This is a genomic window from Brachybacterium atlanticum (assembly GCF_025669985.1).
GTDB classification, from domain to species: Bacteria; Actinomycetota; Actinomycetes; order Actinomycetales; family Dermabacteraceae; genus Brachybacterium; species Brachybacterium conglomeratum.
This window is the reverse complement of sequence record NZ_JAKJJW010000039.1, coordinates 1-23183: the sequence shown is the minus strand read 5'-3', so window position 1 is coordinate 23183 and position 23183 is coordinate 1. Positions and strand designations below refer to the sequence as shown.

Annotated in this window: 20 protein-coding genes and 1 tRNA gene; 11 read left to right on the top strand and 10 right to left on the bottom strand. The window is 72.0% G+C overall.

Going from position 1 to position 23183, the window contains the following annotated elements; genetic code table 11:
• Positions 1 to 4 precede the first annotated feature (4 nt).
• The 5 genes from L3K22_RS14705 to L3K22_RS14685 all read right to left on the bottom strand — a co-directional run bounded on the left by L3K22_RS14705 (position 5) and on the right by L3K22_RS14685 (position 5642).
• Complete coding sequence (locus L3K22_RS14705) at positions 5 to 1585, bottom strand: sensor histidine kinase (protein WP_263312046.1); 1581 nt, start codon at positions 1583 to 1585, stop codon at positions 5 to 7.
• 31 nt (positions 1586 to 1616) lie between these two features.
• Positions 1617 to 2339, bottom strand: coding sequence for a response regulator transcription factor (locus tag L3K22_RS14700; RefSeq protein ID WP_263312045.1), 723 nt, complete (start codon positions 2337 to 2339; stop codon positions 1617 to 1619).
• A 54-nt stretch (positions 2340 to 2393) separates the two neighbouring features.
• Positions 2394 to 2858, bottom strand: a complete 465-nt coding sequence (locus L3K22_RS14695) for a LapA family protein (protein ID WP_263312044.1) — start codon at positions 2856 to 2858, stop codon at positions 2394 to 2396.
• 138 nt (positions 2859 to 2996) lie between these two features.
• On the bottom strand, positions 2997 to 4652 hold the full coding sequence (locus tag L3K22_RS14690; RefSeq protein ID WP_263312043.1) for a DNA repair helicase XPB: 1656 nt from the start codon (positions 4650 to 4652) through the stop codon (positions 2997 to 2999).
• A gap of 132 nt (positions 4653 to 4784) precedes the next feature.
• A complete protein-coding gene (locus tag L3K22_RS14685; protein ID WP_263312042.1) occupies positions 4785 to 5642 on the bottom strand; it encodes a hypothetical protein in 858 nt (285 codons plus the stop codon).
• Positions 5643 to 5879: 237 nt separating this feature from the next.
• Between L3K22_RS14685 and gnd the strand changes: the two genes are divergently transcribed.
• Entirely contained in the window at positions 5880 to 7340 is a 1461-nt protein-coding gene (gene gnd, locus L3K22_RS14680; protein ID WP_010551144.1) for an NADP-dependent phosphogluconate dehydrogenase, read from the top strand.
• 190 nt (positions 7341 to 7530) lie between these two features.
• Here the strand turns inward: gnd and L3K22_RS14675 are convergent, their stop codons facing one another.
• Together L3K22_RS14675 and L3K22_RS14670 are read right to left on the bottom strand one after the other, a co-directional pair.
• The gene (locus tag L3K22_RS14675; RefSeq protein ID WP_053918986.1) at positions 7531 to 7806 is read right to left on the bottom strand and encodes a hypothetical protein; all 276 of its coding nucleotides are present in this window, start codon (positions 7804 to 7806) and stop codon (positions 7531 to 7533) included.
• 176 nt (positions 7807 to 7982) lie between these two features.
• Complete coding sequence (locus L3K22_RS14670; RefSeq protein ID WP_263312041.1) at positions 7983 to 10142, bottom strand: helicase-associated domain-containing protein; 2160 nt, start codon at positions 10140 to 10142, stop codon at positions 7983 to 7985.
• Between the two features lie 64 nt (positions 10143 to 10206).
• On the opposite strand from L3K22_RS14670, the gene L3K22_RS14665 reads away from it, so the two are divergent.
• Together L3K22_RS14665 and L3K22_RS14660 are read left to right on the top strand one after the other, a co-directional pair.
• Positions 10207 to 10280, top strand: a tRNA-Leu gene (locus tag L3K22_RS14665).
• Between the two features lie 49 nt (positions 10281 to 10329).
• The gene (locus L3K22_RS14660; RefSeq protein ID WP_070501087.1) at positions 10330 to 11061 is read left to right on the top strand and encodes a YggS family pyridoxal phosphate-dependent enzyme; all 732 of its coding nucleotides are present in this window, start codon (positions 10330 to 10332) and stop codon (positions 11059 to 11061) included.
• 92 nt (positions 11062 to 11153) lie between these two features.
• On the opposite strand, the gene L3K22_RS14655 is transcribed toward L3K22_RS14660, so the two are convergent.
• Positions 11154 to 12245: an ROK family transcriptional regulator gene (locus L3K22_RS14655; protein WP_263312040.1), complete on the bottom strand. Its 1092-nt coding sequence runs from the start codon at positions 12243 to 12245 to the stop codon at positions 11154 to 11156.
• Between the two features lie 191 nt (positions 12246 to 12436).
• Between L3K22_RS14655 and L3K22_RS14650 the strand changes: the two genes are divergently transcribed.
• The 7 genes from L3K22_RS14650 (at position 12437) to cls (ending at position 20232) form a co-directional block, all read left to right on the top strand.
• Positions 12437 to 13744, top strand: coding sequence for an MFS transporter (locus tag L3K22_RS14650; RefSeq protein ID WP_263312039.1), 1308 nt, complete (start codon positions 12437 to 12439; stop codon positions 13742 to 13744).
• A gap of 335 nt (positions 13745 to 14079) precedes the next feature.
• Positions 14080 to 15213, top strand: coding sequence for a trans-sulfuration enzyme family protein (locus L3K22_RS14645; RefSeq protein ID WP_010551150.1), 1134 nt, complete (start codon positions 14080 to 14082; stop codon positions 15211 to 15213).
• A gap of 38 nt (positions 15214 to 15251) precedes the next feature.
• Positions 15252 to 16088 carry a transporter substrate-binding domain-containing protein gene (locus tag L3K22_RS14640; RefSeq protein ID WP_263312038.1) on the top strand — a complete coding sequence of 279 codons (837 nt, stop codon included), beginning with the start codon at positions 15252 to 15254 and terminating at the stop codon, positions 16086 to 16088.
• A 6-nt stretch (positions 16089 to 16094) separates the two neighbouring features.
• Entirely contained in the window at positions 16095 to 16760 is a 666-nt protein-coding gene (locus tag L3K22_RS14635) for an amino acid ABC transporter permease (RefSeq protein WP_263312037.1), read from the top strand.
• Positions 16747 to 17520 carry an amino acid ABC transporter ATP-binding protein gene (locus L3K22_RS14630; protein WP_263312036.1) on the top strand — a complete coding sequence of 258 codons (774 nt, stop codon included), beginning with the start codon at positions 16747 to 16749 and terminating at the stop codon, positions 17518 to 17520. The genes L3K22_RS14635 and L3K22_RS14630 overlap by 14 nt, the downstream gene beginning before the upstream one ends.
• A gap of 207 nt (positions 17521 to 17727) precedes the next feature.
• Positions 17728 to 18636 (top strand): Bax inhibitor-1/YccA family protein, encoded by a 909-nt coding sequence (locus tag L3K22_RS14625; RefSeq protein WP_263312035.1) that lies wholly within the window; start codon positions 17728 to 17730, stop codon positions 18634 to 18636.
• A gap of 111 nt (positions 18637 to 18747) precedes the next feature.
• A complete protein-coding gene (cls, locus tag L3K22_RS14620; protein ID WP_263312034.1) occupies positions 18748 to 20232 on the top strand; it encodes a cardiolipin synthase in 1485 nt (494 codons plus the stop codon).
• Positions 20233 to 20275: 43 nt separating this feature from the next.
• Here cls and L3K22_RS14615 read toward each other — a convergent pair whose 3' ends face one another.
• Both L3K22_RS14615 and L3K22_RS14610 read right to left on the bottom strand, forming a co-directional pair.
• On the bottom strand, positions 20276 to 21073 hold the full coding sequence (locus L3K22_RS14615) for a hypothetical protein (protein WP_263312033.1): 798 nt from the start codon (positions 21071 to 21073) through the stop codon (positions 20276 to 20278).
• Between the two features lie 34 nt (positions 21074 to 21107).
• Positions 21108 to 22037: a hypothetical protein gene (locus L3K22_RS14610; protein WP_259882493.1), complete on the bottom strand. Its 930-nt coding sequence runs from the start codon at positions 22035 to 22037 to the stop codon at positions 21108 to 21110.
• Between the two features lie 205 nt (positions 22038 to 22242).
• Here L3K22_RS14610 and thiD point away from each other — a divergent pair, with 205 nt between their 5' ends.
• Positions 22243 to 23118, top strand: a complete 876-nt coding sequence (gene thiD / locus L3K22_RS14605; protein WP_259882491.1) for a bifunctional hydroxymethylpyrimidine kinase/phosphomethylpyrimidine kinase — start codon at positions 22243 to 22245, stop codon at positions 23116 to 23118.
• Positions 23119 to 23183 lie beyond the last annotated feature (65 nt).

The window sequence follows — 23183 nt, the reverse complement described above, 5'->3', positions numbered from 1 at the left end:
CGGATCAGTCCTGCGGGTCGGCCCCGTCCGGGCTCCCGTCGGAGCGGGTCAGCGCGCGCAGCTGGTCCGGCTCCACCTGCTGCTCGGGGTCGAGGTCCGTGCCCTGCAGCTCGATCCAGAAGGTCGCACCGCCCCCGGGCGTCGGCTGCACGCCGATCGCGCCGCGATGCTGCTGGACGATGGTCGCCGCGATCGACAGGCCCAGGCCCGCGCCGCCGCCCTGGCTCGCCGAGCGGACCCGGGAGGAGTCGGTGCGGTAGAACCGTTCGAACACCTTCTCCCGCTGGTCGTCGTCGATGCCCTCGCCGTGGTCGCGCACCTCGATCCGGACCCGGCCGTCCTCGAGGCGGCCCACCGCGAACTCGACCGGCGATCCCTTGGGGGTGTGGCGGTTCGCGTTGCCCACCAGGTTCAGGATCACCTGGCGCAGCGAGGCCTCGTCGCCCAGCACCCCGAAGGGGACGTGCGGCTGCACCGACAGCGGCGTCCCCTGCAGGGAGACGACCATGACCTGCCGGTCCGGGTCCAGGGCGCGCAGGTCCTGGGCGGCGTCGAAGAGGGCGTCGGTGAGGTCCAGCGGCTCGAGGTCGAGCTCGGGGCGCTCGTCGAGCCGCGCCAGACGCAGCAGGTTCTCCACGAGGGAGCCCATGCGCCTCGCCTCGTCCTCGATCCGACGCATCGCGGAGGCGGTGTCCTCGTCGGTGCGCAGGGCGCCCATACGGTACAGCTCCCCGAAACCGCGGATCGCGGCCAGCGGCGTGCGCAGCTCATGAGAGGCGTCGCCCACGAAGCGGCGCATCCTCGCCTCCGAGGCGGTGGCCCTCTCCTCCGAGGCGGACTGCGCGGCGAAGGCCTGCTCGATCCGCACCAGCATCTCGTTCAGCGACAGCGCGAGGTCGTGCACCTCGAGGCTCGTGTCCGTCACGGGCACGCGCTGGGAGAGGTCGCCGCCGGCGATCTGGGAGGCGGTGGCCTCCACGTCCCGGAGCGGCTCGAGCGCCCGATGGGTGACATAGCCTCCTGCGCCCATCCCGACCAGCACCACGACGGTTCCGACCAGCACGATGATCAGCGCCATCTCGTGCATGGTGCGGTCCACCGAGGTCAGCGGCAGGGCCACGTACACGCTGCCCTTGTCCGGTCCGGAGTTGACCATCGCGATGACCCGCCAGCGGTTCTCGGCGGAGTCCAGCACCGTGAAGGGGCGCCCGCCGCGCTGCAGGATCTGCTCGTCGGTGAGGTCCGGGAACTGCACCGAGACCTTCCCGGTTCCGTAGTGGAAGACCTCCTGCTCGATCGGCCGTCCCTGCTCGTCGCGGACCTCGACCGCGTACTCCACCGGGATGTACGTGCTCGAGGTGATGGCGTCGTCGTCCCCGGCGAGCTCGTGCTGCGCCAGGGAGAGCATCTCGCTGACCGAGGACTGCAGGTTGTTGTCGACCGACTGGATCAGGGTGCGGTTCAGCAGGAACAGCGACAGGCTCCCGGTGACGACCACGCCGAGCACCAGCAGCAGCGAGATCAGCGCGACGATCCGGGTCCACAGGGACATCGGGCGCTCGGTGCGCAGGCTCGGCAGGGCCACGGGGTGGTGCTCCTCGGGTCGGGCGTCGGGGTCAGGCGCCCTCGGCGGCGCGCAGCACGTAGCCGATGCCGCGCTTGGTGTGGATCATCGGCTCGCCCACCACGTCGATCTTGCGACGCAGGTAGGAGATGTAGGACTCGACGATGCCCACCTCGCCGGACCAGTCGTAGTCCCACACGTGGTCGAGGATCTGGGTCTTGGAGACCACGCGACCCGCGTTCAGCATGAGGTAGCGCAGGAGCTTGAACTCGGTCGGGGACAGCTCGATGTTCACCTCCCCGCGGTGGACCTCGTGGGAGTCCTCGTCCAGGCGCAGGTCGCCGACGACGAGGGCGCTGTCCACGGCCGTCTCCGAGCTGCCGTGGGTGCGGCGCAGCACGGCCCGGATCCGGGCGACGACCTCTTCGAGGCTGAAGGGCTTGGTGACGTAGTCGTCGCCGCCGACGGTGAGGCCGGCGACCTTGTCCTGCGTCTCGTCCTTCGCGGTGAGGAAGAGGATCGGGTACTGCTCGCCGCGGTCGCGCAGGCGGCGCGTGACGGTGAAGCCGTCCATGTCCGGGAGCATCACGTCCAGGACCACGAGGTCCGGCTGGTGCTCGGTCGCCTCCCGGATCGCCTCGTTGCCGGTGGAGGCGGTGAACACCTCGAAGCCTGCGAAGCGCAGGGAGGTGGCCAGGAGATCGCGGATGTTGGGCTCGTCGTCGACGACCAGGAGGCGTGCCTCGTAGTCGTTCTCCTCGCTCGCAGCAGTCATGGCTCTACCGTCCTCCCTCTGCTTGGGAGATGGCTGGACGTCTCCTGGGCGACCTCAGCGCAGGGAGCGCTGGACCTTCTCCTGCTGCTTGCGCAGCTTGCGGATCGTCCAGCCCATCTGGATCATCCGCACCGAGCCGACCAGGGCCATGACCAGCGCGCCCGCGATCGCGGCGAGCAGCATCGCGACGCCCAGCGGAAGGTCGAACTGCGCCGAGAAATACTCGAAGCCGGCCGTCTGGTTGTTCTGGATCACGAAGATCAGCAGCAGCACCAGCACGATCGCGCCGAGGATCAGCGCGATCCAGGTCGTCGCGGTCTTGCCGCCGGAGGAGATCGGGACGTCGGCGGGCTCCTCGGCGGCGGGGCGCCCGGCAGCACGGCGACCGGTCGGGGCGGTGGCAGCGGTGTCCTCGTGACGCGGTGCGGGGGCGTCGGGGGCGGCGTCCGGTCGCGGGGCGTCGGCGCGCGGGGCGTCGCCGGTGCCGGGGGTGCGGGCGGGATCGTCGGGAGCGGTCATGTCGATCTCCTGGGGACGGCCGACGGGGCGGCGGGGAAGCGCCGGCGGGGCCGGCGGGGATGTCGTGCGTGCCCACTGTAACGACGTCGCGTCCCCTCGCCGTGGAGCCGGGCCGACGGATGTGCGGCCAGGGACGGCTCAGCCCGCGTCGAGCGCCCCGTCGAGCTGCTCGGCGTCCACGATCGAGTAGGCGTAGCCCTGCTCGGCGAGGAACCGCTGACGGTGCGCGGCGAAGTCCTGGTCCTGGGTGTCGCGCATGACGACGGTGTAGAAGTGCGCGGAGCGCCCGTCGGCCTTGGGGCGCAGCAGGCGGCCGAGGCGCTGGGCCTCCTCCTGGCGGGAGCCGAAGGCGCCGCTGACCTGGATCGCGACCGAGGCCTCGGGCAGGTCGACCGAGAAGTTCGCGACCTTCGAGACGACCAGGCGGTCGATCCGGCCTTCGCGGAAGTCGGCGAACAGCTGCTGGCGGCGCTTGACCGGGGTCTGCCCGGTCAGCAGCTCCGCGCCGAGGTGCTCGGCGATCTCCTCGAGCTGGTCGAGGTACTGGCCGATCACCAGCAGCGGCTCCCCGGGATGGGCGCGCGCGATCCGCTCGACCACCGGCACCTTCGCGCCGTGCGCGGCGCCGAGGCGGGGCCGGTCGGAGGCCTCCGCCATCGCGTAGGCCATGCGGTCCGCGGCGGGCAGGGTCACCCGCACTTCGGTGCAGACGGCCGGGGCGATGTAGCCCTGCGCCTCGATGTCCTTCCAGGGCGCGTCGTAGCGCTTCGGCCCGATCAGCGAGAAGACCTCGCCCTCGCGGCCGTCCTCGCGCACGAGCGTCGCGGTCAGACCCAGTCGGCGCCGGGCCTGCAGGTCCGCGGTCATCCGGAACACGGGCGCAGGCAGCAGGTGCACCTCGTCGTAGACGATCAGGCCCCAGTCGCGCGCGCTCATCAGCTCCAGGTGCGGGTGGACGCCCTTCCGCTTCATGGTGAGGACCTGGTACGTGGCGATCGTGACCGGGCGGATCTCCTTCGTCGTGCCGGAGTACTCGCCGATCTCGTCCTCGGTGAGGGTGGTGCGGGCCAGCAGCTCGTCCCGCCACTGGCGGGCGGAGACGGTGTTGGTCACGAGGATCAGCGTGGTGCGCTGCATCGCGGCCATCGCCCCGGCGCCGACGAGGGTCTTGCCCGCGCCGCAGGGGAGGACCACCACGCCCGAGCCGCCGTGGCGGAAGCCGTCCACGGCCTCGGTCTGGTAGGGGCGCAGCTGCCAGCCGTCCTCCGCCAGCGCGATCGGGTGCGCCTCCCCGTCGACGTAGCCGGCGAGGTCCTCGGCGGGCCACCCGAGCTTCAGCAGCGCCTGCTTGAGCGCGCCCCGCTCGGAGGGATGGACCCTGACCGTGGTGTCGTCGACGCGCTCGCCGAGCATGCCCTGGACCCGCTTGGCGCGGGTGACCTCCTCGAGCACCGCGCGGTCCAGCCCGTGCAGCACGAGCCCGTGCCGCGGGTCGGAGAGCAGCTGAAGGCGGCCGTAGCGGTCCATGGTGTCCGCCACGTCGATCAGCAGCGAGTGGGGGACCGGGTAGCGGGAGTGGTCCACCAGCGCCGCGACGACGGTCTCCGCGTCGTAGCCGGCGGCGCGCGCGTTCCACAGCCCGAGGTCGGTGATGCGGTAGGTGTGCACGTGCTCGGGCGCCCGCTCGAGCTCGGCGAAGGCCGCGATCGCGATCCGGGCGGCCTGCGCCGAGGGATGGTCGACCTCGAGCAGGAGGGACTTGTCGCTCTGGACGATGAGGGGGCCGTCGGTCATCGGATCAGGCTACGTCCCGTCCGGGCCGGGGAGGGGGCGACGTGAGGGGCGCCTCCCCGGGCCGGCCCGTGCACGAGCCCGCGCTCCCAGGACGGGGCGCGGGCTCGGATGCGGGGTGCGGCGGGGCCGGGATCAGGCGGGCAGGGACGGCGTGCGCCCGTTGACCCTCTCGTAGAGCCCGATCTGGAGCAGCACGGTGAAGGGGATGACCGCGATGAAGCCGACGACCAGCGTCCCGCCGATCGAGGAGACCACCATCGTGATCAGGAAGCCGACGATCGTGACGCCGAGGTTCGACGTGGCCGTCGAGACCGACTCCCGCAGCGCCTGGCCGGGGGACGCTCCGCGCAGCGCCGCGGGGATCGAGTAGAACAGCAGCACGGCGGCGATGATGCCGGGCAGGTAGAGGAGCACCGAGCCGATCATCACGATCACGAGCACCAGCACGGCGGTGATGACCACCCGGCCGGGGCCGGTCAGGCCCTGCCGGAAGCTCGGACGCTCGCCGCCGGCGAGGATCCCGCCGGCCTGCGCGGCACCGGCCTGCCACAGCGCTCCGATCACTCCGGTGACCAGCACCAGCACGAAGCACAGCGCGAAGATCACGATCATCTGGCCGAAGGAGGGGTCGCCGCCGGCCGACGAGGACGTCTCGACCATCGCGATCGAGAGGAACAGCGTGAGGACGAATCCGAGGCCGAGCACCACGAGCATGGCCACGGCGTAGAGCGCGCCGACGCCCAGCAGCGCGGCCGCGCCGCGCAGCAGGCCCGTGCCCGCGAAGCGCAGGCCCGCCCCGAGATCGGCGCCGAGGTCGGTGCCCGGGGCCGGGCCGGGAGCGCCGGCGGTGCCCTGCGGTGCGGCACCGGGGGAGCCGTATGCCGGTGCGCCCTGCGGCTGTGCGCCGTGGGCGAAGGGGTCCTGCCCGTACGGGTCGTGGTCGCGCGGGGCGCCGGGAGACGGCTGCGGATCGTACGGGGATTGAGTCATCGGGTGGCTCGCTCTCGAGGTGTGTCCGGGCGTGCGGGGAGAGCATCCTCCCGCTTTCCCCGGGGCGACGGTACCGTGTCGGCGGCCACCCTCGCGCGGCAAGCGCTGGCACACGGGAACGTCTCGGGCCGGAATTCCCTAGGATGGACCGCGATGGGTCGGGCCCGCGATGCCCGCCGACGCCCTCGGCGCCGCGGTTCGGCCCGGCTCGACAGTCACACGATCTGAGGAGAACCCATGGCCAGCTTTGCTCCGTCCCCTGCCGATGTCGCGGACATCGGCGTCACCGGTATGGCGGTGATGGGCTCGAACCTCGCTCGCAATTTCGCCCGCAACGGCTTCAAGGTCGCGATCCACAACCGCTCCGTCGGCAAGACCGAGACGGTCATGGACAACTACGCCTCCGAGGGCGAGTTCTACCCGTCGGAGTCCATGGCGGACTTCGTCGCCTCCCTGCAGAAGCCGCGCGTGGCGATCATCATGGTCAAGGCCGGCAAGCCCACCGACGCCGTGATCGACGAGCTCGCCTCCCTCATGGAGGAGGGCGACATCATCGTCGACGCGGGCAACGCCCTGTTCGGCGACACCCGTCGTCGTGAGGCCGCGCTGCGCGAGAAGGGCCTGCACTTCGTCGGCTCCGGCGTCTCCGGCGGTGAGGAGGGCGCCCTGAACGGCCCCTCGATCATGCCCGGCGGCACGAAGGAGTCCTACGACCGCCTCGGCCCGATGTTCGAGAAGATCTCCGCCCACGTGGACGGCGTCCCCTGCTGCACCCACGTCGGCGCCGACGGTGCGGGCCACTTCGTGAAGATGGTCCACAACGGCATCGAGTACGCGGACATGCAGGTCATCTCCGAGGCCTACGACATGATGTCCAAGGCGCTCGGCATGGGCGCCTCCGAGATCGGTGACGTCTTCGCCGAGTGGAACAAGGGCGATCTGGAGTCCTTCCTCATCGAGATCACCGCCGAGGTGCTCCACCACACCGACCAGACCTCGGGCAAGCCCTTCGTCGACGTCATCCTCGACCGCGCCGCCCAGAAGGGCACCGGCGCCTGGACCGTGCAGACCGCGCTGGACCTCGGCGTCCCGGTCACCGGCATCGCCGAGGCGACCTTCGCCCGCTCCACCTCCGGCTCGACCCCGCAGCGCGAGGCCGCCCGCGGCGTGCTGAAGGCCGAGGCGCAGACCCTCGAGATCGCCGACAAGGCGCAGTTCATCGACGACCTCCAGAAGGCGCTGTACGCGGCGAAGCTCGTCTCCTACTCGCAGGGCTTCGACGAGATCGCGGCCGGCGCGAAGGAGTACGGCTGGGACATCGACCTCGGCGCGATGGCGCGGATCTGGCGCGGCGGCTGCATCATCCGCGCCCGCTTCCTCAACCGCATCACCGAGGCCTACGAGCGCGACGCGAACCTGCCGCTGCTCCTGGCCGATGCGTACTTCACCGAGGAGATCGCCAAGTGCATCCCGGCCTGGCGCCGCATCGTCGCCTTCGCGGCGGCCTCCGGCTACCCGGTCCCGGTCTTCTCCTCGACCCTGTCCTACTACGACGCGGTGCGCGCCGAGCGCCTCCCGGCCGCCCTGGTCCAGGCCCAGCGCGACTACTTCGGCGCCCACACCTACCAGCGCGTGGACACCGAGGGCACCTTCCACGTCGAGTGGACCCAGGACCGCCGCGAGACCAAGCAGGACTGATCGACGTACTGCGAGGTACGAGCGGCAGGAGATCAGTCGATCGGACGCAGGACTGATCGACGTACTGCGAGGTACGAGCGGTAGGAGATCAGTCGAGTCGATGCAGGACTGATTACTTGGCGTCAGCACCGCTGATCCACGAAGGCCCCGGACCGAACGGTCCGGGGCCTTCGTGCTGGAGTCGGTCGACTCAGTAGGTCTCGAACGAGGCCGTGAAGGCGCCCGTGAGCAGGAGCAGCAGGTTGACGCCGATGACCAGCACAGCCCAGATGATGTAGGCGATCCAGCCCCACTTGTAGTACTTGTTCGCGGTCGCGAGATCGGTGTCGGCCTTGGTCAGGCCGAGGATCGCGAGCACGATGGTGATGATGTTGAAGAAGCAGAGCACCGAGACGACGAGCTGCACGATCCACTTCGTCTTGGAGACCGGAGCGCCGGTGCTCGCAGCGTAGGGCTGGTTGGTCATGGGAAACCCCTCTTTCCTGATGATCATGCCCCGAGACGGATGCGCCCGGGCCCAGGGAGGCGCTGAGGTCGCCCCGTGCCTGGCGAGCGGAATAGTACCCCGATGCAGGAGGTGCTCCGCCATGGGGAGCGCTCCCCATGGACCGATCCGTGACCTGCACCGGCGCAGGGGCGTGCTCAGCCGAGCGTCACCCGGTGCACGAGCACCGTGAACTCCTCCTGACTGCCGGACTCGCGGGCCCGCAGCCGGCCGCCCTCGAGGGAGAGCGGGAGGGCCTGCTTGACGACCACGCCGCCCTGCCCGTCGACGATGCCGAGCGGGATCGCGGTGGACCGGGCGATCGCGTCCAGCAGCCGGTCGGTGACGCTGAGGTCGGTGCCGCCCTCCTCGGCGTCGCGGATCCGTGCGACCGCCTCCGCGGCGGGGATCCGCAGCTCCGGGCCCTCGACGGTCACGAGATCTGGATCGACGGGCCCCGGGCGCAGCGAGTGCGACAGCTCCTCGGACACGGGCTTCCCATCGGGGCCGACGGCCTGCGGCGACAGCCCTGCCTGCCGGGCGATCTGCAGGGCGAAGCCCGGATCCGAGAGGGTCACGGCGACGGTCGGCGCGAGACGGTGCAGCCCCAGCGTCACCGCCTCGGACGCGGCCTGCAGCAGGTCCAGCACCTCGGGCTCGGCGGTGAGGACGGTCGAGGCGCGGGAGACCTGCACCCGGCCGTGCCGTCGCTGCTCGTCGCGCAGGAGGTAGGTCAGGGCCTGAGGGACGGGGGAGCGGGAGACGTCCTCGAGCAGGGCGAGCAGCGCCTCGGCGTCGCGGCCGTCGCCGAGGGCCCGCCGCACCGTGGCGGCGCTGAAGCGGAGCGTGAGCGCGCCTCCGCGGGAGATCACCTCGGTCCAGTCCAGCAGCGGGAGCAGGCGCTCGGCGGGACGTCCCGGGATCACGGCGGTGAGGTCCGCGTCCAGCAGCACCTCCTCGACCGGGGCGGGGGCGACCTCCTCCAGCGCCGCGGCGAGACGGGCGTCGGCGGCGGTGATGTCCTCGTCGAGTGCCGGGACCAGGGCCTGGCCGAGCACCGTGAGGCTGCCGCCGTCGAGCACGCCGAGAGCTCGGCCCTCGACCAGCAGCGCCGAGGTCTCCTCCCGCAGCACCTCGGAGGGCACCAGCGGGAACGCCCAGGCGAGCGCCGCGACGAGCGAGTCCTCGGTCGCGTCCACACCCGGGCTCGTGCGCAGCAGGCGCAGCAGGCTGCCGCGACGGGTGCGCACGCCGTCGCGTCGGGTGAGATCCGACAGCAGCGAGCGGCCCGTCCCCGAGGAGTCGGGGGTGCCGACCACGGCGGCGAGGTGGTGCCCGCGCGCCCAGGCGAGCACGAGCTCGGACCAGCGCTGGGACGGGGGCAGCATCCGGTGCACGTCCCAGTCGCGGGTGGGATGCCACTCCTGGCCGTCGTGACCGATGAGCCCGGCCTGCCAGGCGCTCTGCAGCACGGTCGCGTGGTCCAGCAGCGGGGCGCCGGCGCGCTCGGCGAGGCGGCGCAGGTCCCGCTGGGGGAGTCCGCCGCGCTTGAGCACACCGGGCGGGTCCTCGTCGAAGCTGCGCACTGTGCCCAGCAGGCGCAGCGCCTCGAAGGCCCGCTCGACGGCCTGCGCGGTGCGGGAGCCGGGGATCCGCTCGGTGGCCTCCGGGCCCTCGGGCACGGGGCGCTGCGCCGTGTGGCTGCGACGCACCCTCCCGTCGCGCAGGGCGAGGTGCACGGAGCGGGGGATGTGCAGGCTCTCCCCGTCGGGCTCGACGATCCCGGCCTGGCGCAGCGCGGCGGCGAGCTTCCCGCTGCCGGTGACGGCGCTGGGCCCCCAGGCGAGCGCGTCGAGCGCCGGGCCGAGTCGGTCGCGGGCCGCCTCGACGCGGCGCGCGGCCTCCTCGGCGTCGGGATCGGCTGCGGTCGCGGCGGCGAGCCCGGCCGGGGCGCGCAGGCCGTCGCGCAGCGGCCGCAGCAGGTGCAGCTCGTCCTCGCCCCACACGATCGCGAGGGTGATGAGCCGCTCGAGGGACGGGGCGATCGTCGCCGGGTCGGAGGAGACCGCGGCGGCGAGCGAGGCGGGGGAGGAGCCGTCCTCGAGCACGGCGAGCGCCTCGACGAGATGCAGCTCGGGCAGGGTGAGGGAGTCGAGCGCCCGACGGGCCGACGTGCTGCCTCCGGCGCGCGCGGCCAGGGGGCCGATCCCCCGGGGCAGGGGCGAGGCGAGATCCGGTCGGGCGACGAGCAGGGCCTCGAGGCGGTCGTCGCCGAACCGTCGCAGGGAGTCCGCGAGGGACCGGATCACAGCGGTCATGATGCATTCCAGCATAGGGTGACGCCGCCGCCGGTCGCACCACCGCGAGCGCCGGCGCGTGCACGCCCCCATAGCCCAATCGGCAGAGGCGGCCGCCTTAAAAGCGGCACAGTGCGGGTTCGAGTCCCGCTGGGGGCACCGGATGCCCGCGTCCCGGGCACGCCCGGGATCGGCCACAATGGAGGTCATGACCGCCTCCTCCGCCGACCCCCAGCTCATCGCCCGCCTCCACGAGGTGCTCGGGCGGATCGATGCCGCCGCGGCCCGTGCAGGGCGCGACGGCGCGGAGATCACGCTGCTGCTGGCCACCAAGACCCGCACCCCAGCCCAGATCGCGGAGATGATCGAGCTGCTGCAAGAGCGCGGCCGACGGATCGCGGTGGGAGAGAACCGGGCCCAGGAGATCGCCAAGCACGAGGACCCGCTGCTCGCGGGCAACGGCGTGCCCCGGCACTTCATCGGCCGGCTCCAGACGAACAAGGCCCGCGACGTGATCGCCTTCGCCGAGCTCGTGCACAGCGTGGACCGGGACGACATCGCCGACGCCCTGGAGCGCCGGGCCGAGCTCGCGGACCTCCGCCGCGACGTGCTGGTGCAGGTCAACACCTCCGGCGAGGAGTCCAAGGGCGGCTATGCCCCGAGCCTCGAAGCGCTCGCGCCGATCGTGGAGCGCCTGCGCGGCAGCGAGCACCTGCGCCCCGTCGGCCTCATGACCATCGGGGCGAACACGAGCGACGAGACCGCGGTGCGCGCCTCGCTGCGCTCCCTGCGCGAGCTGCGCGACGCGCTGCGCGAGCGGCTCGGGATCCCCGAGCTCACCGAGCTGTCGATGGGGATGAGCGGCGACCTCGAGATCGCCGTCGAGGAGGGCGCGACCATCGTGCGCGTCGGCTCGGCGCTCTTCGGCCCCCGGGACTGACCCGGCTCCGGCGAGCGGCGTCCCGGCGCTCGACCCGGCCCCTCGGGCCGCCCACTCCGGGCCGACGCGTCACTCCGGGCCGGCCCGCCGCGTCACTCGGGGCCGACGAGCACCTGCGGCAGACCGTACTCGTGCTCGAGCACCTCGCAGGCCGCACCCACGGCGATCAGGTCCATGCCGCGGGTGGAGAGCATCACCTCGACGTGCACCCACGGCTCGTCGCTGAGCCCGGCGGTCAGCGCCTCGCGGATCGCGTCCATCGACGCCTCGTGCTGCTCGTGGACGGTCCGCCCGCCGAGCACCACGCGGTCCACGTCCACCAGGCGCACCAGGTTCACCACCACCTCGGCGAGGATGCGAGCGGCGAGCTCGTCCTCCCCTCGCTCGAGCGCTGCCCGGTGCTCCCTCTGCGCGCAGCCTCGGCGGCCGCAGGGGCAGGGGATCCCGTCCATCCGCACCACGGTGTGCCCGATCTCGCCGGCGTGGGAGTGGGCGCCGCGCACGATCTGGTCGTCCAGGCACAGCGCCGCCCCGAGCCCGTCCTCGACCAGCAGCAGCGCGGCGTTGCGGAGCAGCCCGGGCTGGGACCAGGCCTCGCCCACCAGCGCCGCACGGGAGTCGTGGTCCAGCAGCACCGGCATGCCGAGCTCCTCGGCGAGCAGGCGGCGGATCGGCGCGCCCCGCCAGGGATCGGGGTCGGAGGTGCCGCGGTAGACGCCCTCCTCCCCGTCTACCGGGCCGGGCATCCCGACGCCGACGCCGAGCAGGATCCCCGGGCCGACGTCCAGCAGCGCGCGCGCCTCGTCGGCGAGCGTGGCGACCAGCTCGGGCACCGGCTGGAGGCGGCCGATCTCGAGCTCGCGGCGCTCGAGGATCTCCCCGGTGAGATCGACCACGACGGAGTGGAGCCGCGAGCGGGTCAGGTGCAGCCCGATCGCACGGCGCGAGCCGGGGACGATCTCGTACAGGGTCGTGGGCTTGCCGGGGCCCGAGGTCACGGTGCCGGCCTCCTCGACGAGGCCGCGCTCCATCAGTCGAGCCAGGATCTTCGAGATCGCCTGCGGGGTCACCTGCAGCTCCTGGGCGAGGCCGGAGCGGGAGACCGGGTCGCCGCGGCGCGCGACGGCGAGGACGGCGGCGTCGTGCGCGCCCGCCATGCGGTCCAGCGGGGTGGTCGGTCTCACGCGGTCATCCTCGCACGCCACGACGCTGTGACCGGGCAGCAGCGCTCCGAGGCGAGGTGCCGCGCTCCTGTGTGATCCAACAGATCCCCGCCACCCCCTTGACCTAACGCAACAGCGTTTGCTTATTCTTGTGCCCCGGGTCGATGGAGCCCGTCCCCTGACCGTCCGCTCCCGAACTCCGAGGTCCCCTCATGACCCTCCTCGACACCCCGCGCCCCGCCTCCTCCGAGCTCAGCCCTACCCGCGTCCGCCTCGCCCTGCTCGCGATCGCGCTGGGAGGCTTCGGCATCGGCGGCTCCGAGTTCGTCTCCATGGGCCTGCTGCCCGGCATCGCCCACGGCCTGCTGCCCGAGATGATGGCCGCCGACCCCGAGGGCGGCATCGCCCGCGCCGGCATCGCGATCACCGCCTACGCGCTCGGCGTCGTCGTCGGCGCCCCCGCCCTGGCGCTCCTCTCGGTGCGCTGGAGCCGCACCACGATGATCATGCTGCTCGCGATCGCGCTCGCCGTCGGCACCCTGCTCTCCGGCATGATGCCGACCTTCGAGCTCACCGTGCTCGCCCGCTTCGTCGCCGGCATCCCGCACGGCGCCTACTTCGGCGTCGCCTCGCTGCTGGCCGCCTCGCTGATGGGCCCCGGAAGCCAGGGCAAGGGGACGGCGCTCGCCCTGTCCGGGCTGACCGTCGCGAACCTGATCGGCGTCCCGATCCTCACCGCCGTCGGCCAGGCGGCCGGCTGGCGCGTGGTCTACCTGCTGCTGGCCGGCGTGTTCGTCGCGACCTTCGCAGCCCTCTACCTCACCGTCCCGCACCAGGAGAAGACGATCGGCCGCCGCATGGTCGACGAGCTCGTGGCCCTCAAGCGCCTCCAGCTGTGGGTCGTCATCGGCATCGCCGCGGTCGGCTTCTCCGGCGCCTTCGCCGTGTTCAGCTACGTCGCCGACATCACCACCCAGGTCACCGGCGCCCCCGAGAGCTCGGTGCCGTGGGTGCTCGCCGCCGCGGGCCTCGGCATGACCATCGGCAACATCGTCGGCGGCGTGACCACCGACCGCTCCCTGAAGGGCACGCTGCTGATCGGCTTCCCGCTCTACATCACCGCCCTCGTGGTGCTCTTCGCCGTCGCCCACACGTCGCTGACCGCGCTGATCATCGCGTTCTTCGCGGCGAACCTGGTGAACTCCTCGCTGAGCCCCGCGATGCAGACCTGGATGATCCGCATCGCCCACCGCTCCGAGCTGCTGGGCGCCTCGATGAACCAGGCCGCGTTCAACGTCGCCAACGCGCTCGGCGCCACCCTCGGCGGTGCCGTGATCGCCGCGGGCTTCGGCTACGAGGCGCCGATGGTGGTCGCGATCGTGCTGGCGAGCACCGGCTTCGCCATGGTCGTCACCACGCTGATCGCGCTGAAGGTCCGCTCGCGCCGCACCCTGCAGGTGCTCAGCGAGCACGAGGAGACCATCACCGGCTCGATCCCCGTCGTCCCGGCCGGCGTCTGAGCGCGACGAGCGACCGGTCGGCGCCGGATCCCGCTGGACCCCCGCCGCCAGGGCCCGCGACCATCACGGTCGCGGGCCCTCGTGCATCCTCGGGGCCGACGGGCGCCGCGTGCGCCGGGTGCGACGGACCGCCGGATCGCCGGGTCGGCCCCGCAGGGCGCCGTGGGGCCGACGCACGGCTCGGCGGGCACGGGCCCGACGTCCCTGCCCATAAAGCGGTCTTGGGCGTAGCATCGGCTCCACTTGGACGTCACAGTCGTTCATCCCACCTGGCCTCCGGGGAGGCGGCGACCTAGTGTGGCCGCATCCCCGACGTCCCCCGATGAGGAGCTGCCGTGCACATCCAGACCGCCGCCGTGCATACCCTGCGCGATTTCGAGCACGGAGCCGTCGTCCCACCGGTGCACCTGGCCTCGACCTTCGAGCTCGACCCCGCCACCGAGGACGGCGCCTACGCCTACCAGCGCGGGGCGAACCCCACCCGCGCCCAGCTCGAGCAGGTCCTCGCGGCGCTGGACGGCGCCCGCCACGGCTTCGCCTTCGCCTCCGGCATGGCCGCGACCGCCGCCTCGCTGTCCACCCTCGAGGTCGGCGACGAGGTGATCCTCCCCGCGAGCGTCTACGGCGGCACCTATCGCCTGGTCGACCTCGTGCTGCCGGGACGGGGCATCACCGGCCGCTTCGTCGCGGACCTCGCCGAGCTCACCGACGAGGACTTCACCCCCGCCACGCGCGCCGTCTTCGTCGAGACCCCCGCGAACCCGACCCTGCGCATCACCGACCTGCGCCGCATCGTCGAGCTAGCCCACCGCCACGACGCCCTCGTGATCGTGGACAACACCTTCATGACGCCTGTGCTGCAGAAGCCGCTCGCGCTCGGCGTCGACATCGTCGTGCAGTCCGCCACGAAGTACCTCGCCGGCCACTCCGACCTCCTCGCCGGGGCCGTCACCACCGACGACGACGGGCTCGCCGACGCGCTCCGCCTCGCCCAGAAGGCCCAGGGCGGGGTGCTCGGCCCGCAGGACTCCTTCCGCCTGATCCAGTCGATCAAGACCCTCCCGCTGCGCCTGGAGCGCCAGCAGGCCAACGCCGAGGCGATCGTGGAGCATCTTCGCGGTCACGAGCGCATCGCCCGGGTCTGGTACCCCGGCTCGCACAGCGAGGAGGAGGCGCGCCTGCACGACGCCCAGGCCACGGGCCGCGGCGCCGTGCTCTCCTTCGAGCTCGCCGACGGTCTGGACCGCGTCGCCTTCCTTCGCGCCCTGCGCTACCCGGCCTACGCGGTGAGCCTCGGCGGCGTCGAGTCGCTGATCTGCCGCCCCGCCACCATGACCCACGAGGCGATGACCCCCGAGGCCCAGGCCGCGGCGGGCATCAGCACCGAGATGCTGCGCCTGAGCGTCGGCATCGAGGACCTCGCCGATCTCCTCGAGGACCTCGACCAGGCCCTCGCCGCCGCCGGCTGACCCGCCCCCGACCGCTACCCACCGCAGAGGACATCACCATGAGCCCCGCCCCGCGCCCCACCCGTCGCCTCGCCCTCGCCCTCGGCGGCACCTCCGTGCTCGCCGTCCTGGCGGCCTGCAGCTCCGAAGGAGGCTCCGGCGCCTCCGACGGCGGCGGCAGCGGCGAGGACGTCCTCGCCCGCATCCAGGAGAGCGGCACCGTACGCATCGGGCTCGAGGGCACCTACCGCCCCTACGCCTTCCACGACGGCTCCGGCGAGCTCGTCGGCTTCGAGAAGGAGATCGCCGATCGCATCGCCGAAGGACTCGGGGCGACGCCCGAGTACGTCGAGACCGAATGGGACTCCCTCATCGCGGGGCTCGACGTGGACCGCTACGACCTCGTGGTCAACAACGTCGGCATCACCCCCGAGCGCGAGGAGGTCTACGCCTTCTCCGAGCCCTACGCCCGCTCGATCGGCCGGGTCGCCGTGCCCGCGGACTCCGAGGTGCAGACCCTCGCCGAGCTCGACGGCGCGCGCAGCGCCCAGACCGCGACCAGCAACTGGGCCGCCCAGATGGAGGATCTCGGCGCCGAGATCGTGCCGGTCCAGGGCTTCGCCGAGGCGATCGAGCTGGTGCTCCAGGGCCGGGCCGACGCGACCGCGAACGACCTGATCTCCTTCCAGACCTACCAGGAGGAGCATCCGGAGGCGGACTTCCGTCTCCTCGACGAGGAGCTGCCCGACGAGACGACCGTCGGCGTCATCATGCAGCAGGGGCAGGAGCCGCTGCTGACCGAGGTGAACGCGATCCTCGAGGAGATGAAGCAGGACGGCTCGCTCACCGCCATCTACGAGGAGTGGGTGGGTCAGGACATCACCCCGGAGGGCTGAGGCGCCGTGCCCCGCTTCCTCGAGCTGTGGATCGAGTCCTTCCCGCGGCTGCTCGCCGCGCTGGTCCAGGTCACGATCCCGCTGTCCCTGCTGTCCTTCGCGATCGCGCTGGTGATCGCGGTGCTGGTCGCGCTCGCGCGCCTGTACTCCCCGGTGCCGCTGAAGGCTCTGGCCTGGGCGTATGTGCAGGTGTTCCGCGGCACGCCGCTGGTGGTGCAGCTGTTCATCGTCTACTTCGGGCTCCCGGGCATCGGCATCGAGCTCGCCGCCTTCCCCGCAGCCGTGATCACGCTCGCGCTGAACACCGGCGCCTACGCCTCGGAGGCCGTGCGCGCCTCGATCCTCTCCATCCCGCGCGGCCAGTTCGAGGCGGCCAGGTCCCTGAACCTCTCACGCGCGGCGACCTTCCGCCGCGTCGTCGCCCCGCAGGCGATGCGGATCGTGCTCCCGCCGCTCGCGAACGACTTCATCGACCTGGTCAAGGGCACCAGCCTGGTCTTCGCGATCACGCTCATCGACCTGTTCCAGGTGGGCCGGCAAGTCGCGGCGACCACCTACGAGCCGCTGATCATGTACACCCTGGTGGCCCTGATCTATCTCCTCGTGGTGTCTCTGCTGAGCCTCGGGCAGAACCAGCTGGAGAGGAAGGTGTCCGCCCATGTCCGCGCCTGAGAACGCTCCCGACGCCCGGCCGCCGCTGAGCGTGGCCGGCCTCCGCAAGACCTTCGGGCAGCTCGTCGCCCTCGAGGGGGTCTCGCTGGAGATCGAGCGCGGCACCACGACGGTGCTGCTGGGCCCCTCGGGCTCGGGCAAGTCCACCCTGCTGCGCTGCCTGAACCTGCTCGAGCAGCCCGATGCGGGGACCCTCGACCTGGGCGACGGCTCGATCGACGTGGGCGGCCGGCTCCCGGCCCGGACCGTCCGACAGATCCGCTCCCGCTCGACGATGGTCTTCCAGCAGTTCAATCTCTTCCCGCACCTGACCGCCCTCGGGAACGTCACCCTCGCCCCGATCGAGAACCTGGGCCTGGACCGGGCGGAGGCCGAGACACGCGGGCGCGAGCTGCTGGGGAAGGTGGGTCTCGCCGACAAGGCGGAGGCCTATCCCGACCGGCTCTCCGGCGGCCAGCAGCAGCGCGTCGCGATCGCCCGGGCGCTGGCCATGGACCCCGACGTGCTGCTGTTCGACGAGCCGACCTCCGCGTTGGACCCCGAGCTGGCCGCAGAGGTGGTCGCGGTGCTCTCCGACCTCGCCGCCGAGCACCGCACCCTCGTGGTGGTCACCCACTCGCTCGCCTTCGCCCGACGGGTCGCGGACCGGGTGGTCTTCCTCGAGGACGGGCGGATCCTCCAGGACGGCAGCCCGGAGGAGTTCTTCTCCAGCACCGACGAGCGCCTGCGCCGCTTCCGCGAGGTGATCAGCTCCGTCTGAGCCGGCGGGGCCCGGCGCCTGCACGAGGAGCGCCGGCACGGGCGAGGAGCGGCGCGGCGGCGGCCCCGAGCGCGGGTCACGCTTCGCTCACGGCGCAGAGCACGCCCAGGTGGATCTCGGGAACGCCCGTTAGGCTGGGCGGGTCGGTCCGGTGGACCCTGTCGAGCTCCGCCGTCGACCCCCGATCATTCCCACGTGAGGAGTCACATGGCACGCCACAACATCGTGTTCGGCCGTGACCAGGCAGTGCAGCAGGGCGGCAGCGCGTACAGCGGCCCCCGCTTCGGCCAGGGCGCACAGACCGGACCCGCTTCCGACACCCAGTGGTCCTCCGGCTTCGGCCAGCAGGGCGGCGACCAGCTCGAGGCGATGTACGCCCGCCCGGCCGCCACCGGTCACGACACCGGTCGCATGACCATGCGCGATGCGCTCAACGCCATCAGCGCGACCCTCGGCGTGATCATCGTGGTCGGCTTCGCCGTCGCGATGATGCCGCTCGCCCTCGGCCTCGTCGCCGGCGACCAGGGGGTCCAGGCGGGTCTCGCGCTCACCGGCGTCGCGACCCTCGTCGGCCTGATCGGTGGACTCGTCCTGTCGCTGGTCAACATCTTCAAGAAGCAGCCCTCGCCGATCCTGGTGCTCGCCTACGCGGCCTTCGAGGGCATGTTCCTCGGCGGCATCACCGGCAGCCTCGAGTGGGCGGCGGGCGGCGCCTACCGCGGCATCGGCCTGCAGGCCGTGCTCGGCACCCTCGCGGTGGCCGCCACCGTGCTGGTCCTCTTCCGGGTCGGCGTCCTGCGCACCTCCCCGCGCCTGAACAAGATCTTCTTCGTCGCGATGGTCGCGTACCTGCTGTTCGGGCTCGTGAACATCGGCTACCTGCTGCTCTCCGGGCAGAGCCTGCGCGACGGCGTGCTCGGCCTCGTGATCGGCGGCCTCGCCGTCGTCATGGCCTCCTACTCGCTGGTGATGGACTTCGAGGACGTCCAGCGCTCCGTCGAGGCGGGCACGCCGCGGAAGTACGCCTGGCGCCTCGGATTCGGCATCGCCGTGACCATGGTGTGGCTGTACGTCGAGGTGCTGCGGATCCTGATGATCCTGCGCGGCAACGACTGACGCCACCGCGCGGCGCCGCCGGCGTCGCACTCCGTATGCTGAACGGCGGGTCCCCTCGGGGGCCCGCCGTTCCGCCTTCCGGGGACCCGACGATGCAGGAGGAGACTACCGATGGGACTGTGGCAGTGGGTGCTCGACAACTGGGCCCTGGTGTGGACCTATCTCTACGTCGGCATCGATGTCGTCCTGCGGCTGATCAGCCTGGTCGTCGTCCCCCGGAACCGTCGGCCCGGCTCGGCGCTCGCCTGGCTGCTGGCGATCATGGTGCTGCCGATCGTCGGCTTCTCGCTGTTCCTGCTGCTGGGCCGTTCCCAGCTCCCGAAGCGCCGGCTCGCGAAGCAGAAGGCCGTGAACCGGCTGCTGCGGGTGCGGGCCCACGAGATCCCCGACAGCGAGCTCGACGAGGACGCGCCCAGCTGGCTGCAGTCCGCCGTGCAGCTCAACCGCGAGCTCGGCGCCTTCCCGCTGACCGGAAAGAACTCGGCTGAGCTCGAGATCGACTACGACACCTCGATCGCGCGGATGGCGGAGGACATCCGCACCGCGCGCGAGAGCGTCCACGTGCTCTTCTACATCATGGGCCTCGACGAGGTCACCGAGGACTTCTTCGAGGCGCTCGCGGAGCGGGCCGACGCCGGCGTGACCGTGAGGGTGCTGTACGACCACTGGGGCGCGGTCAGCCACCGCGCCGTGTACCGCGCGATGCGGCAGAAGCTCGACGCCCACGGCATCCAGCACGCTCCGATGATGCCGATCCGCCTGTTCCGCGACGGTGCCTTCCAGCGCCCGGACCTGCGCAACCACCGCAAGATGGTCATCGTCGACGGCGAGGTCGGCTGGATGGGCAGCCAGAACCTCATCGCCGCCCACTACGACAAGCCCGCGAACATCCGCCGCGGCCTGCACTGGCAGGAGACGATGGCCCGCTTCCGCGGCCCGATCGTCTCGGAGCTGAACCTGCTGTTCGCCTCAGACTGGTACTACGAGTCCGACGAGATGCTGCCCGTGGAGACGCTGGTGAGGCCCTCCCCGGACTCCTCCGGCACCTACGAGTGCCAGCTCGTGCCCAGCGGCCCCGGCTTCGTCGCGGAGAACAACCTGCTGCTGTTCAACCAGCTGTTCTACTCGGCGGCCCGGCGCATCGTCGCGGTCTCGCCCTACTTCGTGCCCGACGAGTCGATGCTCTCGGCCCTCATCACCGCCGCGCGGCGCGGGGTCGAGGTGGAGCTGTTCGTCTCCGAGATCGGCGATCAGTTCCTGGTCTTCCACGCCCAGCGCTCCTACTACTCGACGCTGCTGGATGCGGGGGTCAAGATCTGGCTCTACCGCGCCCCGACGATCCTGCACGCCAAGCATGTCACGATCGACGACTCGGTCAGCGTGATCGGCTCCTCCAACATGGACATGCGCTCGTTCCTGCTGCAGATGGAGTGCTCGCTGATGGTGGGCGGCACCGACTTCATGGAGAAGATGCGCGAGGTGGAGGACACCTACCGCTCCCGCAGCCGGCAGCTGACGCGCGAGGAGTGGGAGTCCCGGCCCCGCACCATGCAGGTCATCGACAACCTCTGCCGCCTCGCCTCCTCGGTGGTGTGAGGGAGCGCCCCGGCCGAGCGGCGGGCCTGGGCAGGGGAGGAGCTCAGGCGACGCCGGTGAGGGACTCGAGGGCCTCGGCGGCGGCCTCCTCGTGCTCGGCGACGCCGACCGCGGTCTCGAGCATGAACACGCTCGGACCCTGCGGGGTGTCCAGCACGATGACCGTCAGGCTTGTCGCGGAGGTCAACTCCATCGGGGCCTTCGCGAAGTTCACGGTCGCGGTGGTGCGATAGCCGGGCAGGCCCGCGATCGTCACCGGTTCGGTGACCTGGTCGTCGAGCGTGCGCCCCTCGGTGTCTCCCCAGATCGACGCGGCGAAGTAGCACGCGACGATCTTCTCGGAGGCGACCTCGTTGCCCGGGTACTCGATGCCGGGCTGCCACTCGACCGCGCCGACGAACATTCCCGAGTACCAGCCGTCCTCGACCTGCGCGTAGGCGCCCTGGGCGTCGTTCACGTACGCGACGCCGCGGGGCGTCTGCCGCTGGTCGTAGACCGCGGGCGGGATGAACTGCAGGCCCCCGCCGCGCAGCTTCCCGGAGGGGTTGTCGCCGGCGCGCTCCATGGTCTCCGGCTGCCAGCAGCGCTCCTCCTCGACCTCGCCCGTCGGGGTCGCCGACGCGCTCGCAGAGGCGCTCGACGGGTCCGTCGTGGTCGCGGTCCCGCCGGAGGCGGGTTCGCCGCCGTTCCCGCGGAGCACGAGATAGCCGATGGTGCCGCCGACGATCAGCAGGAACACCGCGGCGAAGGCGATCCCGCCGATCAGCAGCGGCGTCGCCCGGCCCCCGCCCCCGCCGGGGGTGGCGGGCTGGGTGGGGGTGAACTGCGGTCCGGTGTGCACGGCTGCTCCTGCAGGGGGATCGGGAAGCGGTCGGTCACTCGACGACGTCGAGGCTCGCGATGATGTCCTCGAGGTTCTGGACATGCTCGGGCTGATCGGCGGCGACGTCGCTGGCCAGGGCGCTGGGGCCGTTCGGCGTCTCCACGACGATCGACGTGACGATCGAGGCGCTCGAGGTGTCCAGCACCTCGGGGTCCTCGAAGTGGTAGGTGGCCTGGACGATCCAGGCGGCGGTGCCGTCCACCGTCATCACCTCGGAGCGGTAGTCGGTCACCTCCGGGTGCTCGCCGAAGTGGGAGACGACCCCGGAGGTGGTGGCGTAGCACTGGAAGATCGCGACGGCCGAGGCCTCGAGACCGGGATAGCCGCCCTCGTCCTCGGGGAAGGTGACCCGGCCGAGGTTCACGACGCTGTACCAGCTGCCCTCGACCCGTCGGCCGTCGGCCGCGATCTCGGTGAGATAGGGCAGGGAGTGGACGGCCCAGCCATCGCCCCAGCCCTCGGGGCTGGTGTACTCCAGCCCGCCGCCGCGCACCGTGCCCGTACCGGAGGGCTGCGGCGGGGTCGTGTTCTGCGGGACCGTGCACTCGGTGGTGGGAGCCTGGGTGAAGATCGGCGGGGGAGGGGCGATGTCCGGGTCCTCGGGATCGGGGACGTACTCGGACTGGCCTTCGGCGCTGCGGGGCCCGGTCGAATAGGCCGACGGGTCCGGATCCTCGAGCACGGAGCGGAAGACGGTCTGGGAGAGGATCAGCGCCAGCACGAGCAGGATGACGACCGAGCCGCCGATCACGGCGATCATCGTCAGCCGGGTGCGGTGGCGGGCGCGCTCGCTCGGCTCGCCGAGGGTCGCCGGCCCGTGGTCCTCGCCGAAGTCGGGGAGTCCCGTCGGGGAGGTCGAGGAGGCGAAGTCGGGCAGGGGGGCGCTCTCGGGCGAGCCCTCGCCGTGCGGCTCCTGCGTCATCGGCACCTCCCCTGTCCCGGGCCCTGTCCCCGGTCGCCTCCCGGCGGGGTCCCCGTGACCCCCGTCCGGGGGAGATTGTCCCACGACCGGGCGCGTCCGCCGGGCATCCGGGCCGCCGCGTCCCGGCAGGGGGATGCCAGGGACGGTTGGTACTCTCCGCTCACGGGTCATCCGGGGCCCGGTCCACTCGTCGGATGGAGATCGCATGCGCCCGCCCCTCGTCCTGTCCATCGCCGGATCGGAGTCCGACGGCGCCGCCGGCGTCCAAGCGGACCTGAAGACCTTCACGGCGCTGGGCTCCTACGGTGCGAGCGCCGTGACGATGGTGGTCTCCGCGTCCCCACAGGGCGTGCGCGGGGTGCACCCGCTGCCGCCCGAGGTGGTGCGCTCCCAGATCGACGCGGTCTCCGAGGAGCTGCTGCTGGACGCGACGAAGATCGGCTCGCTGGGCAGCGCCGCCGTGGTCGCCGAGGTCGTGGCCGCGCTGCGGGCCCATCGTGAGCGCTTCGGGACCGTGGTGCTGGACCCGGTGATGGTCAGCGCCGACGGCACGGCGCTGATCTCGGCGGAGGGCGCCGCGGCGATCGAGCACGATCTGCTCCCGCTCGTGGACGTGCTGGTGCTGACCATGAGGGAGTCCGCGCAGCTGCTGCGCCGGGCGGTGGCGACCTCGATCGAGGAGATGCGCGAGCACGCGCTCGCGCTCGTCGCGAAGGGGCCCCGCTCCGTCCTGATCACGGGCGGGTCGCTCCCGGGAGACGAGGTCGTCGACGTGCTGGTCCATCCCGGCGGCACGGATCTGCTGCGGGCGCAGCGGATCGAGGGACGGACGCTGCGCGGGGCGGGCACGACCCTGTCGGCCGCGCTGACGGCCCAGCTCGCACGGATCGCCGAGTTCGATCGGGCGGGGGAGCTGCAGGAGATCGGCGAGTCGGGCACGGACGACGACATGCCCACGATCGTCGCCTCGGCGCGCGAGTTCGTGGCGAGCGCGAGCGAGAACGCGCAGGACTGGCGCCTCTCCCGCACCGCCGGCGGCCACGGCCCGGTGAACCACCTCATCACCCTCGGCAAGGACTGAGCGACGTACTGGCGAGGGACGAGCCGGTAGGAGCTCGGTCGAGAGGGCAAGGACTGAGCGACGTA